Raw genomic sequence first — 12,495 nt, forward strand, 5'->3', positions numbered from 1 at the left:
CCCGCCGCGCTCCCTCACTCACCAATCAACCTGGGGGATGATGTATGCCACACGTCGAAGTGCGCGGTAACTCCATCCGCGTCAAATGGTGGTCCGGCGAGTACAAGCTCGACGCCGACGGCAAGCCCACCAAGAAGAAGCGATACGAGTCCGCGAGCGGCCCAGGACCCGGTATCCCATTCAAGGACAAGAGCGAGGCCTATACGTTCGGTCTCGACCGCGAATCCGACGTCCGAAACAACCGGCACCAGCCCCGCACGGCAGACATGCCGATGGTCGAATACTGCGACTTGTGGGAGCAGGCCCTCGACCTGCTGACAAACAGCGAGAGGACATACCGCTCCATCCTCAAGTCGGTCATCAAGCCGTACTGGGCGCAGTGGACAGTCAGTCAGATCACGCCCGTCGACTACGACTCGTTCAAGAAGTACGTCACAAACCGATACTCCGAGAGCTACAGGGCCACCATTCTCACGGTGTTCCGCATGCTCATGAACGACGCCATCCTCAAGTACAAGCTCCGCAAGGAGACACCCATCATCGAGTCGCGGCGCCGCGGCCGGTACCAGAAGAAGCAAACCCGCCGCGTCAAACGCGAACTCCCCATCGAAGCCGTACACCAACTGGCTGTCAACGCGTTCCACGTATGGGGCTACGCGGGCTGGGTGTACATCTGGACCATCGCCTTCACCGGCATGCGGCCGCCCGGAGAACTCTTCGGGCTGCAACGGGGGTTCACGTCGGTCGAATGGCCGGCGTCAGATCCCGACCGGGATAGGCGCTCGGAGGCCCAGCAGCGGTACGCAGGAATGCACGCCCTCCGGGTGCAACACCAGCTGTACTACGTAGACGGGAAGCCGACTCTGGCGGCTCCCAAGTACCAGTCGCAGAGAACCGTTGTGATCCCGCCATTCCTTCATGAGATGCATAGTGCGCTGCTGGCATCGCACGACATGCCGTGGGCGTTCCTGTCGAAGACCGGCAAGCGCCACTTGCTCGGCGTCGGGTTTCACATGGAGTACTGGTACCCGATTCGCGACGGCCGCTCAGAGAAAAAACTGGAGGGCCGGTACGCCCGATTCTCGCGACGCGGGCTGCCGGCGGTGGAAGAGATGGCGGGGGAGGACATTTACCGTCTGCGGCACTGGCACAAGGAGCTCTTGGACGAGGCCGGTGACATCGCGAGGGTGGCGATCGAGGCGAGGCTGGGGCATGAGCTGCCGGGGGTCGAGGGTGTGTACAGCCGGGTGACGATCGGGATGGAGACGCGGATCGTCGAGTACCTTCAGCGGGTGTGGGAGAAGCGGGTGCTGGCGCAGGGTCTGTGGGTGCCGCCGTTTCCCACTCGTCTCCCAGATGATCTTCCTGGGAGGTCATTTCCGCTGTTCAGCGAGCTGCCAGTGATTGGCCGAGCATGAACGTGAACATGACCGTGAGGATGCCGATGATCGCGCCCACCGCGATCACGTCCGCCAGACCGCTCAGCCCCACCGCCTTGAACGCCGTCGAGAAGCCGCTCTCCGGGTCGATGTCCTTGTAGTCCTGCATGCCCGTGAGGACCAGGCAGGCCGCCACGTACAGCACCATCGAGACGACGAGCGAGTAGATGATCGCCTTCGGCATGTGGCGCTGCGCGTCCTTGGACTCCTCGGCCGCCGTCGACATGGCGTCGTAGCCGAACACCGCGAAGAACACCGTCGCCGCGCCCGTGAACGCCCCGCCGACCCCGTACGGGAAGAACGGGTCGTAGTTCGCCGTGTCGATGTGGAACATGCCCACGCCGATCACCAGCAGCACCACCAGGACCTTCAGGATCACCACGACCGTCTCGAAACGGGCCGCGTTCCTGATCCCGAGGGTCAGCAGATACGCGATCAGCAGGCACAGCAGCGCCGCGAACAGGTCCACCCGGTGCCCGTCGCCCGTGCCCGGCGCGCCCAGCATCCAGGCCGGCAGATCGGCGCCCATCTCGCCCACCAGGAAGCTGAAGTAGCCCGAGATGCCGATGGCGACCACCGCCACGATCGCCGTGTACTCCAGCAGCAGGTCCCAGCCGATGAACCAGCCGGCCAGCTCGCCCAGCACCGCGTAGCCGTAGGTGTAGGCCGAGCCGGCCTTCGGGATGAGCCCCGCGAACTCCGCGTAGGACAGGGCGGCCGCGGCGGAGGCGACCCCCGCGATCAGGAACGAGACGAGCACGGCCGGGCCCGCCGTCCCGTTGGCCACCGTGCCGGCCAGCGTGAAGATGCCCGCGCCGATGATGCCGCCGACGCCGATGGCGGTCAGCTGCCACAGCCCCAGGGACCGTTCCAGCCGGGTCCCCTCGCCCGCTTCGGTCTCGTCGATCCGCTCGATCGGTTTGCGGCGGAGAATGCCCTCACCCATCCGGAGCCCGGCCATGCGCCTCACCTCTTCACGAGCGGCAAACGGCTGACAGCGGATCATGATGGCCCAGGCCCCCGCCCGGCGGAAGACACCACGCAGGGATCGGACGCGGCCGCGCGACGTCCTACGGCACCACCGTCACCGGCCACCGCCCGGCCTTCACCAGCCGCACCGCCACCGACCCGACGATCCGGTGCCCCGCCTGCTCCGACGCGCCGACGACCACGGCGTCCGCCTTGAGTTCGTCGGCCGCCTTCACCAGGCCGTTGTACGGGTCGCCGCGGAACGTGTGGAACTCCCAGCGGACCTCGAATATGCCCTTGAGCCGCTCCGCCGCCTCCCGGATCTGCGCCACCAGGTCCTCGGCGATCTCGTCGGTCGTCCCGGCCACCGGCGCCCCCAGCACCGCCCCCGCCGCCAGCACGGGCTGGACGTACACCACCGCGAGCAGCGCGCCCTGCCGCCGGGCCAGCCCGCCGGCGTAGGCCGCGGCCCGCAGGGAGGAGTCGGAGCCGTCCACCCCGACCACGATCACCTTGGGCCCGTCCGTGCCCCGTTCGAACTGAGGGGAGTGCTGTTCCGTCACGCCGTGAGGCTATCGGAGGCCGCGGGTCCGGCCGCCCGGAGGGAGGTTCGAGGGGCGGGAAGGTGCCGGTGTTCCTAGAGTCGATACATGAGTGCCATCGCGGACACCGGGGCGGCCGAGAAGGACACCGCGGGCCCGATACGCCCACCCCACCGGACCCATGGGCTCCTGGCCCGGGTCCCCCAGGGATGCGCGGTGTTCTTCGGCGCTCTCGGACTGCTCTGCGCCCTGCTCGCGCTCATCCCGCCGCTGCGCACCGGGCTGCGCCCCCTGGTCCGCTTCCTGGACCTGCTGCTGGTCCCGGTCAGCGCCAACCTCGCCTACGCGGTCTTCCTGTTCCTGCTCGCCGCCGCCACCGGCGCCCGCAAGAAGATCGCCTGGTGGCTGGTCGTCGTCTACCTGGGCCTGCTGGTCCTCACCGACATTCTCGGCATGGCCGTCGGCGAGTTCGCCGAGTCCGTGCCCTCCTTCGTGGTGTGCGGCCTCGCCCTGATCCTGCTGATCGTCGCCCGCCGCGAGTTCTACGCCGCCTCCCGACGCGCCGCCGTCCGGCGGGCCCTGGCCGTCCTGGTGGCCGGCCTGGTCGTGGCGATCCTCGTCGGCTGGGCCCTGGTCGAGGCCTTCCCCGGGACCCTGCCCGCCGGGCAGCGCCTGGCCTGGGCCGCGAACCGCGTCTGCGGCGGACTCGTCCCCGCCGGCAGCTTCGACGGCCGCCCGCCGCACGCCCTGTTCTTCCTGCTCGGCCTGTTCGGCGCGCTCGCCCTGCTGAACGCTGCCGCCACCCTCTTCCGCTCCCAGCGCCTGGAAGCCGCCCTCCACGACGACGAGGAGGCCCGCATCCGCGCCCTGCTCGGCCGCTACGGCGACCAGGACTCCCTCGGCTACTTCGCCACCCGCCGCGACAAGGCCGTCGTCTTCTCACCCAGCGGCAAGGCCGCCGTCGCCTACCGCGTCGAGGCCGGCGTGTGCCTGGCCGGCGGCGACCCGGTGGGCGACCGGGAGGCCTGGCCGCACGCGATCGCCGCCTGGCAGGACGTGGCCCGCCGCCACGCCTGGGTCCCGGCCGTCATGGGCGCCTCCGAGGAGGGCGCCCGGGCCTTCGTGCGGGCCGGGCTCGGCGCGCTGCAGCTCGGCGACGAGGCGATCCTGCACGTCCTCGACTTCGACCTCGACGGCCGTGACATGCGCGTCACCCGCCAGGCCGTCCACCGGGTCCGCCGGCTCGGCGTCACCTGCCGGGTCCGCCGCCACTCCACCCTCACCGAGGACGAGATGCGGCGGATCGTGGAACGGGCCGACGCCTGGCGCGACACCGAGACCGAACGCGGCTTCTCCATGGCCCTGGACCGCCTCGGCGACCCCGCCGACGGCGACTGCCTCCTCGCCGAGGCCCTCGACTCCGACGGCCGGCTCCTCGCCATCCAGTCCTTCGTGCCCTGGGGCAGGGACGGCATCTCCCTGGACCTGATGCGCCGTGACCGCAGCGCCCCCAACGGCGTGATGGAGTTCATGGTCGCCGAACTGTGCGCCGCCGCCCCGAAACTGGGGGTGCGCAAGGTCTCGCTGAACTTCGCCGTGTTCCGCTCCGTGTTCGAGGAGGGGGCCCGCATCGGCGCGGGACCGGTGCTCCGCCTCTGGCGCCGCCTGCTGCTGTTCTTCTCCAAGTGGTGGCAACTGGAGGCGCTGTACCGCTCCAACGCCAAGTACCACCCCGAGTGGTACCCCCGCTTCCTCTGTTACGCGGAGGCCGCCTCCCTCGCCCGGGTCGGCCTCGCCTCCGCCATCGCCGAGGGCTTCGTCTCCGTACCGTCGATGCGAAAGTTGTGGGGAAACGGGCACCCGAAGGGCGGACAGCGGCCCGCCACCACCGAGGGGCTGCCGTCACTGGCGGCGCTCGGCCTCGCCGGAGGGGACGGGACCGGGCCCGCCGACCCCCTCGCCGGCCTGCCCGAGCAGGTCCGCGTCCGGCACCGCACCCTCGACCGGCTGCGCGCCGCCGGCACCGACCCGTACCCGGTGGACATCCCCGCCCGCACCCACACCCTCGCCGAGGTGGAACCGGGCCAGGACGTCACCGTCGCCGGCCGCGTCATGCTGGTCCGCGACTTCGGCGGCATCGTCTTCGCCGTCCTGCGCGACTGGTCCGGCGACCACCAGCTCGCCCTCACCCGCGACCGCTCCGGCCCCGCCCTGGACCGCTTCACCGCCGACACCGACATCGGCGACCACATCACCGCCACCGGCCACGCCGGTGTCAGCGACAAGGGCGAACCGACCGTGTTCGTCACCTCCTGGCAGCTCACCGGCAAATGCCTGCGCCCGCTGCCCGACAAGCGGCGGGGTCTGGCCGACCCCGAGGCCAAGGTCCGGATGCGCTACCTCGACCTCGCCGCCAGCCCCGCGGCCCGCGACGTGGTCCGGGCCCGCTCCACCGCCGTCCAGGCCGTGCGCCAGGGCCTGCTGGCCCGCGGCTACCTGGAGGTCGAGACGCCGGTGCTCCAGCAGATCCACGGCGGCGCCAACGCCCGGCCCTTCACCACCCACATCAACGCCTACGACCTCGACCTCTATCTGCGCATCGCCCCCGAGCTGTACCTCAAGCGGCTGTGCGTGGGCGGCCTGGAGAAGGTCTTCGAGATGGGCCGCACCTTCCGCAACGAGGGCACGGACTACAAGCACAACCCCGAGTTCACCATCCTGGAGGCCTACCAGGCGTACGCCGACTACGACGTGATGCTCGACCTGGTGCGCGAACTGATCCAGGAGGCCGCCACCGCCGCCTTCGGCAGGCCCGTCGCCCGCAAGGACGGCCAGGAGTACGACATCTCCGGCCCGTGGCCCGTCAAGACCGTCTACGGCGCCGTCGGCGAGGCCCTCGGCGAGGAGATCCACCCCGGCACGGACGTCCCCGCCCTCAGGCGCCTGTGCGACGCGGCGGGCGTGCCGTACGTCGCCGACGACGGCCACGGCGACATCGTCCTGGAGATGTACGAACGGCTGGTGGAGGAACGCACCGGGCTGCCCACCTTCTACAAGGACTTCCCGACCGACGTCTCCCCGCTCACCCGGCAGCACCGCACCGACCCGCGTCTGGCCGAGCGCTGGGACCTCGTCGCCTTCGGCACCGAACTGGGCACCGCCTACTCGGAGCTCACCGACCCCGTCGAGCAGCGCCGCCGCCTCACCGCCCAGTCGCTGCTCGCCGCCGGGGGAGACCCCGAGGCGATGGAGCTCGACGAGGACTTCCTCGACGCCCTCGAATACGCCATGCCGCCCACCGGCGGCCTCGGCATCGGCGTCGACCGCCTGGTCATGTTCCTCACCGGGCTGACCATCCGCGAGACCCTGCCCTTCCCCCTGGTGCGCCGGCACTGACCCGTTCGCCTGGGCCGTCCGGGTGAAAGCGTGCCGCCGCACCGGTGTTGCTCAGGTGCGTCGGCCTCCCACCGGGCGACTGATGAGTCATGAAGAAGGATCAGTTGCTCACCCGGCGCGCGGCGTTGCTCGCGGGTGCCGGCGCCGTGGGAGCGGCCGCCACGGCCGGTGTGCTCACGGCGGTCACCGGAGAGGGACCCGCCCGGCCCACCGCCCCGGCGGCGGGCGCCCAGGCCGCCCGCCGCCCGCCCAAGGCCTCCGCGTACCGTCTGCAGCCCCTGACCGGCTACGCCCCGCCGCGGGCCGCGCCCCGCCGCGTCCTGGTGCGCGGCGAACCGCTGCTGCGGGTGTCCGGCCGGGGCCGCACCATGGTGCTGACCTTCGACGACGGCCCCGATCCCCGCTACACCCCGGCCATCTTGGACGTCCTCGCCGAGTACGAGGTCCGCGCGATGTTCTTCGTGTGCGGCGAGATGATCGCCGGCGGCAGGGAGATGGTGGCCCGGATGGCCGAGGAGGGCCATGTCGTGGGCAACCACACCTGGTCCCACCCCCTGCTGACCGGCCTGACCCGCCGCCAGATCCGCTCCCAGATGGAACGCACCAGCGACGCCGTCGAGGAGGCCTGCGGCGAGCGCCCCGAGTGGTTCCGCGCCCCCTACGGGGCGTGGAACCGCGCCGCCCTGCGGATCGGCGCCGCACTCGGCATGGAACCGCTCGGCTGGACGCTCGACACGCTCGACTGGACCACCCCCGGCGTCCGCTCCATCGTGCGCCGCGTCGAACGCGGCGCCGCCCCCGGCGTCGTGGTGCTCTCCCACGACGCCGGGGGCGACCGTTCGCAGAGTGTGCGGGCCCTGCGGCGCTATCTGCCCGAGCTGCTGGACTCCGGCTACCACGTCACCGTGCCCCGGCGGCCCGGCACATAGCAGCCGCCCGGGGGCGCCCGCCCGCCCGGCGGGGTGCGCTCAGCGCACCTCGACCAGGCGGGCGAAGGCCACCACGTTGCCCGCGTACCCCTCCTGCTTGGAGAAGCCGCCGCCGCAGGTGATGACCCGCAGCTCCGCCGCTCCCTTGGAGCCGTAGACGCGGTCGCCGGGGAAGTTGTCCTTCTCGAACACCTCGACGCCGTAGATCTCGAACACGGCGGTCTTGCCGTCCTGGCGCGCGACCTCGACCCGGTTGCCCTTCTTCAGGGCCCCGAGACCGTAGAAGACGGCGGGCCCCTGCTGGTTGTCGACATGGCCCACGACGACCGCGGTGCCCTTCTCGCCGGGCGTGACGGCACCGGTGAACCAGCCGGCCAGGTTGGGGTCCTCCGGCGGCGGCGCGCCGACCCAGCCGTCCGGGTCCAGACCCACGGGGATCATCGGCGCGTCGACCTGGATCGCCGGGATCCTGACCCGGTCCGGCAGGGCGTAGGGCAGGGGGCGTACGCCGGCGAAGGCGGCGCCGGGCACGTGGTTCTCCGCCGCTGCCGCCGTCGCCGGCTGGGGAGGTCCCTCGTCGAATTCCCCCGAACCGTTCCGGATGAGCGCGAGGCCGGTGAGCAGGACAAGCGCTATCACGCCCCACGGGGCGCGCTTCCTGGGCCGCGCCTCCTCTTCCGCCTGGGCCAGCTCGGACGCAGACATTCGCCATCCCCTCTCGACGCGGCCGTCGCCGGGTCAATCGCGCATAGCAGAACGCTAAGTGCCGTGCGCGAAACCGGCGACGGGGCGGGAGCGAACGGGTGGCCCGGGCCCGTCGGGGGTGGTCCGAGGCCGGCCGGCGAGCCGAGGTGCGCCATCCGAGTTGCCACCGCGAGGAAATTTCTGACAGTCCGTGACCTGCGGCGATGTCCCCCCGCGCGGATGTCCCGCGGTGCCTGCTCTCACCAGGACGGACCATTCCCGAAGTGCGGCTTCCCCCAGGGCAACTGACTGTCTTTCTGGGAGGCGCTTTCTCGCCGATCGACCGGGGAACGGGTCCCGGGGCGTCTTCCGCGGAGGTTCACATGCGTACCACTCGTGCCCTGGCGGTCACCGGCGCCGCGGTCGCCGCCCTCGGTTTCTCGGCCCCCGCGGCCCTCGCGTGGGAGACACCCAGCAACATCACCGCCCTGCCCAGCGTCATCGCGCGCGGCGGTCAGCTCACGATCACCGTCGACGGCTGCAAGCACGGCGGTACGGCGACGTCCAACGCCTTCTCCCCGACGACGCTCTCGCCGGTCCACGGCGGACACAACGAGAGGGCGAGGGGCACCGCCACCATCAACAGCAACGCCCGCCCGGGTTCGTACGACATCACGGTCACCTGCAACAATCGGACCCTGACCAAGCCGCAGGCCTTCACCGTCATCGGTGGTGTCCGCGGCGGTATCGGCGGCAGCAGCACCACGGGCGCGACCCCGACCGACGTGGCCATCGGCGGCGGTCTGGTGGCCGCCGCGGTCGTCGGCGGTGGCGTGTTCTGGATGCGCCGGCGCGCCGAGCGGCGCATCTGACACCCGGCTCTCCCGCCTGACCGGGCCGTCGCCTCGCACGTGAACGGTTCTCGCCCCGGGTCCCCTCGCATGGGGGCCCGGGGCGAGAACGGGGAGCACGGCGTGGGTCAGCCGGCGTCCTCGTCGGTGCGGCGGCGCGAGAAGTGGTAGGCGGCACCGAGCGAACCGGCGATGAGCGCGGCGCCCAGGCCGATCTCCTTGAGGTCGAAACCGGCGAGCGTGCCGCCCTCACCGGCGTGCACTCCCTTGTGGGGGTGGCGCGTCGGGTGGTGCGTGGGGTGGTGGGTGGGGTGGTGCGTCGGCCGGCCGCCGGCGATCGTCAGACGGGCCGTACCGCTCGACTCGTCACATTCGAAGCGCACGTCGTAGACGGCGCCGGGGGTGGCGTCCCAGTCCACGACGGCCGTCGCCCACGACTCCTCGGGCGGGATGACGACCACGTCGAAGACGGGTGAGTTGACCGCCGCCTCCCCCTGGCACGCCTCGTTGCGCTCCACCCGCAGCGTGACCTTCCCGCCCGGCGCGACCGTGGAGGGCTCCACACTGAAGCCGAAGTCGGTCCGGATCGCCGCATCGGCGGCGGGCACGCAGGAGGTGAGGGCGCCGGCCAGCAGTGCGGCCGAAGCGACGCGTATCGCGCGCATGGTGAATCCTCCGGGTCCCCGAGGAGCAGCCGCGGACCTGATCCGTTCGCGTCACAAATGCACCTCGATGCCCGAAACGCTAAGAACGCGGACCCGGCGGCGCGATCGCAGTAGTGCGAATGGGGCACAGGTGTGGGCCGCGCGGATGAACGCCGGTACCGCGACCGGGGGACGGCGACGGCGTGTCGCGCGTCCCCCGGCCGGGGCCCGTGGTGTCCGGGCCCGTCAGTCCCCGACCCCCGGGAAGAGGTTCAGGAACGGGTCCGCCGACGCCGTGACGCCCCTGCTGTAGGGCGAGTCGAAGTCCCAGATGAGGAACAGCAGGAAGGCGATCAGCGCCGAGAACAGCCCGGCGAGGACCAGTTCGCGCGTCGTTCTGCGGATCTGCAGGGCGAAGACCATCCCGATGGTGACGACGGCCCCGGCCATCAGCCCGAACCACACCACCCCCGGCATGGTCTCCCCGGTGGACTCCGCACGGGCGATCCGCGCCTGGCTCGCCGCGGTCACCTGGTCGAGGAGCGGCTGGTAGGCCTGCGCCTCGAAGTCCGACGCCGGTTCGTAGTCGGTGACGTCGGCGCGGATCCGCTCGAAGAGCCGGTCGCCGCGCTCGGTGACCTCGCCCTTGTCGGCCATGGTGTCCCACTCGGTGGTGACGACGTGGTTCACGTAGAGCCGGATGTCGTCGCGGATGCGGTCGCGCTCCTCGGCGGGGTAGACCCGGACCCGCTCCGAGATCTCGTGCAGCGCGGTGGCCTCGGCCTGGACGTGGTCCTGGGCGGCGCTGCGCCCCTCCCAGACACCGGCGATCGCCAGGCCCAGGACGATGGCGTACACCACGCCGATCCACATCGTCATGTACTCGATGACGTCAGGGGTCTCGCTGGGGTCCTCGTCCTCGGGCGCCCTGCGGTGCCGTACGAGGGTGATGACGACCACCACGGCGCAGGCGGCCAGCATCGCGAGGGTGAGAACAAGCCATTCCGGCAAGAGGTGCCTCCAGAGGTTCAGGGATCAGCGCGCGCGCAGCGCGGCGACGGCGACCACGGCCGGCACCGTGACGAGCAGGACGAAGGTGAGCGGCGAGAGCGTGCCGCCGGTCCGCCGGGGCCGCGGCGGCGTGGCGCGGTAGCGCGGGTAGTGCACCGGCTTCGCGGACGGGCCCGGCGCGGGCTTCGCCGACGGCTTCGGCGCCGGGGGCGGCGGAGGCACGGGTCTGGGGGCCGGCCGGGGCTCGGCCGGGCGTGGCGCGGGCGGCGGGGGCGGAGCCGGCGGCTCGGGCCGTGCCGTGGGGACCGGTATCGGCGGTGGGGGCGGGGGTTCGGGCGGTGGTGTCGGGTCCGGGCTCGGCACGGGCGTCGGGGCCGGCTTCGGGGGCGGGGGCTTGGGAGACGGCGTGGGGGTGGGGCACGGGGGGGGCGGCGGGGGTGGCGGGCACGGTGGCCGGGTCGGCCAGGTCATGCTGCCGGCGACGGTCACCGCCTCGGTGCCGTCCGGCCCTGTCGAGGCGTACGCGCAGGCGTCGGCCACCGCCGTGCCGGCCGGTGCTCCGACGAGTGCCCAGGTGAGCGTCGCCACCGCCAAGGCCCGTGCGGCAAGGGCGGATTGAGTCGATACGGGTCCATGCACGACGAAGATCATGAGCCCTGTGCCGACGGGACGTGCCGGGGCGCAAGGGTGTTGCCCCGAAAGAGGGATGTTCCGGTACGGCCGGTTTGATGCGAAGTCGCCCGTGGGGGGTGCGACGCGCACCTGTGTGCGGGTGGCGGGTGGCGGAGGGTGGGCTTCATGGGCTCCGGAAAGAAATTTCGCCCGCCGTTGAACGCAAACGTCACCCCCGTGCGTACTCATGACCGTGCGGCGGCGCAGCAGGGCGCTGCAACACCCTTGCGATTATGGGGAGTTGACGATGAAGACCTCCTGGCGGAGCGCCTCACTCGTGGCGAGCGCCGCGGCGGTCCTGGCGCTGACGACGGCGTGCGGTCAGGACAGCCCACCGGCGGCCAGCCAGAACGTGGGCGCCACGGCCGCGCCCGGTGACTACGGCAGCATCGGCGCGGGCTCCGGGAACGGTGCCGCCGGCACCCCCAGCCAGCCGGCCGCGCCGAGCGCCCTCAGCCCGTCGAACCCCGCGGGCAAGCTGTCCGTGTCCACCGCCGAGATCGGCAAGGTGGTCACCGACAGCCTCGGCCTCACCCTGTACCGGTTCGACCAGGACACGGACCAGCCGCCCAAGTCGAACTGCGACGGCGACTGCGCCAAGACGTGGCCCCCGGTCCCCGCGGACGACGCCGAGGCCGGCGAGGGGATCGACAAGTCGCTGCTCGGCTCGGTCACCCGGGCGGACGGCACCAAGCAGCTCACCGTGGCCGGCTGGCCGGCCTACCGCTACGCCAAGGACGTCAACGCCGGTGACGTCAAGGGCCAGGGCGTCGGCGGCAAGTGGTACGCGCTCGCCCCCGACGGCAAGAAGGTGCAGGAGGGCGCGGGCGGCGGCGCCGGCAACGCCGAAGAACTCGGGCTGTCCACCCGTGAGGATCCCAAGCTCGGTGAGATCGTCGTCGACAAGAACGGCATGACGGTCTACCGGTTCAAGAAGGACAAGGCGTGGCCCAAGCCCGTCTCCAACTGCCTCGGCGCCTGCCTGGAGAAGTGGCCGATCGTGGAGCCCGTCGACTTCGCCGACACCAAGGGCATCCAGGAGAAGGGCTACATGATCTTCGACCGGACCGACGGGAAGGGCAAGCAGCAGACGATCAACTGCTCGCCGATCTACACGTTCGCCGGCGACAAGGCGCCGGGCGACACCAACGGCCAGGGCGTCGGCGGCACCTGGTACGCGGTGCGGCCCGACGGCAAGCTGGTCGGCGCGTCGGAATAGCAGAGCGACCTCCCCAGGGTTCATCTCGTCACCCGACGGCCGGCCCGGTCCGCCCCTCCGTACCCCACGGAGGGGCGGACCGTTGTGCCGGCCTTCGCCGAACCGGAACTCTCCGGAATGCCTCGGGCACTGATCGTCA

At 71.5% G+C, this 12,495-nt stretch carries 10 protein-coding genes and 1 pseudogene; 5 read left to right on the forward strand and 6 right to left on the reverse strand.

Features of this window, described 5'->3' with window-relative positions; all coding sequences use genetic code 11:
• The first annotated feature begins 44 nt into the window (after positions 1-44).
• Positions 45-1,418: an integrase gene (locus tag CHR28_RS10565; RefSeq protein ID WP_143655820.1), complete on the forward strand. Its 1,374-nt coding sequence runs from the start codon at positions 45-47 to the stop codon at positions 1,416-1,418.
• Here CHR28_RS10565 and CHR28_RS10570 read toward each other — a convergent pair.
• A pseudogene (locus tag CHR28_RS10570) lies at positions 1,408-2,400 on the reverse strand (amino acid permease); the annotation flags it as partial. The gene CHR28_RS10565 and the pseudogene CHR28_RS10570 overlap by 11 nt on opposite strands.
• 109 nt (positions 2,401-2,509) lie before the next feature.
• Complete coding sequence (locus CHR28_RS10575; protein ID WP_094053287.1) at positions 2,510-2,971, reverse strand: universal stress protein; 462 nt, start codon at positions 2,969-2,971, stop codon at positions 2,510-2,512.
• 87 nt (positions 2,972-3,058) lie between these two features.
• Here CHR28_RS10575 and lysX point away from each other — a divergent pair, with 87 nt between their 5' ends.
• The gene (lysX, locus tag CHR28_RS10580; RefSeq protein WP_094053288.1) at positions 3,059-6,346 is read left to right on the forward strand and encodes a bifunctional lysylphosphatidylglycerol synthetase/lysine--tRNA ligase LysX; all 3,288 of its coding nucleotides are present in this window, start codon (positions 3,059-3,061) and stop codon (positions 6,344-6,346) included.
• Positions 6,347-6,435: 89 nt separating this feature from the next.
• Complete coding sequence (locus CHR28_RS10585; RefSeq protein WP_094053289.1) at positions 6,436-7,275, forward strand: polysaccharide deacetylase family protein; 840 nt, start codon at positions 6,436-6,438, stop codon at positions 7,273-7,275.
• A 39-nt stretch (positions 7,276-7,314) separates the two neighbouring features.
• Here the strand turns inward: CHR28_RS10585 and CHR28_RS10590 are convergent, their stop codons facing one another.
• Positions 7,315-7,980, reverse strand: coding sequence for a class F sortase (locus tag CHR28_RS10590; protein ID WP_094053290.1), 666 nt, complete (start codon positions 7,978-7,980; stop codon positions 7,315-7,317).
• Between the two features lie 362 nt (positions 7,981-8,342).
• Here CHR28_RS10590 and CHR28_RS10595 point away from each other — a divergent pair, with 362 nt between their 5' ends.
• Positions 8,343-8,831 carry a hypothetical protein gene (locus CHR28_RS10595; RefSeq protein ID WP_094053291.1) on the forward strand — a complete coding sequence of 163 codons (489 nt, stop codon included), beginning with the start codon at positions 8,343-8,345 and terminating at the stop codon, positions 8,829-8,831.
• Between the two features lie 107 nt (positions 8,832-8,938).
• Here CHR28_RS10595 and CHR28_RS10600 read toward each other — a convergent pair whose 3' ends face one another.
• The 3 genes from CHR28_RS10600 to CHR28_RS37465 all read right to left on the reverse strand — a co-directional run bounded on the left by CHR28_RS10600 (position 8,939) and on the right by CHR28_RS37465 (position 10,687).
• Positions 8,939-9,475, reverse strand: coding sequence for a hypothetical protein (locus CHR28_RS10600; RefSeq protein WP_094053292.1), 537 nt, complete (start codon positions 9,473-9,475; stop codon positions 8,939-8,941).
• Positions 9,476-9,700: 225 nt separating this feature from the next.
• Positions 9,701-10,465 (reverse strand): bestrophin-like domain, encoded by a 765-nt coding sequence (locus CHR28_RS10605; protein WP_094053293.1) that lies wholly within the window; start codon positions 10,463-10,465, stop codon positions 9,701-9,703.
• Positions 10,466-10,489: 24 nt separating this feature from the next.
• On the reverse strand, positions 10,490-10,687 hold the full coding sequence (locus CHR28_RS37465) for a hypothetical protein (RefSeq protein WP_143655822.1): 198 nt from the start codon (positions 10,685-10,687) through the stop codon (positions 10,490-10,492).
• 697 nt (positions 10,688-11,384) lie between these two features.
• On the opposite strand from CHR28_RS37465, the gene CHR28_RS10615 reads away from it, so the two are divergent.
• Positions 11,385-12,356, forward strand: coding sequence for an SCO0930 family lipoprotein (locus CHR28_RS10615; protein ID WP_094053295.1), 972 nt, complete (start codon positions 11,385-11,387; stop codon positions 12,354-12,356).
• The last annotated feature ends 139 nt before the right edge of the window (positions 12,357-12,495 follow it).

The sequence above is a fragment of the Streptomyces sp. XY006 genome (assembly GCF_002237655.1).
GTDB lineage: Bacteria > Actinomycetota > Actinomycetes > Streptomycetales > Streptomycetaceae > Streptomyces > Streptomyces levis.

What these genes read in the sequence shown, in the direction of transcription:
- CHR28_RS10615 (WP_094053295.1), top strand. Translation starts at nt 11,385, where the DNA reads ATGAAGACCTCCTGGCGGAGCGCCTCACTCGTGGCGAGCGCCGCGGCG.
- lysX (WP_094053288.1), top strand. Translation starts at nt 3,059, where the DNA reads ATGAGTGCCATCGCGGACACCGGGGCGGCCGAGAAGGACACCGCGGGC.
- CHR28_RS10585 (WP_094053289.1), top strand. Translation starts at nt 6,436, where the DNA reads ATGAAGAAGGATCAGTTGCTCACCCGGCGCGCGGCGTTGCTCGCGGGT.
- CHR28_RS10595 (WP_094053291.1), top strand. Translation starts at nt 8,343, where the DNA reads ATGCGTACCACTCGTGCCCTGGCGGTCACCGGCGCCGCGGTCGCCGCC.
- CHR28_RS10590 (WP_094053290.1), bottom strand. Translation starts at nt 7,980, where the DNA reads ATGTCTGCGTCCGAGCTGGCCCAGGCGGAAGAGGAGGCGCGGCCCAGG.
- CHR28_RS10600 (WP_094053292.1), bottom strand. Translation starts at nt 9,475, where the DNA reads ATGCGCGCGATACGCGTCGCTTCGGCCGCACTGCTGGCCGGCGCCCTC.
- CHR28_RS10565 (WP_143655820.1), top strand. Translation starts at nt 45, where the DNA reads ATGCCACACGTCGAAGTGCGCGGTAACTCCATCCGCGTCAAATGGTGG.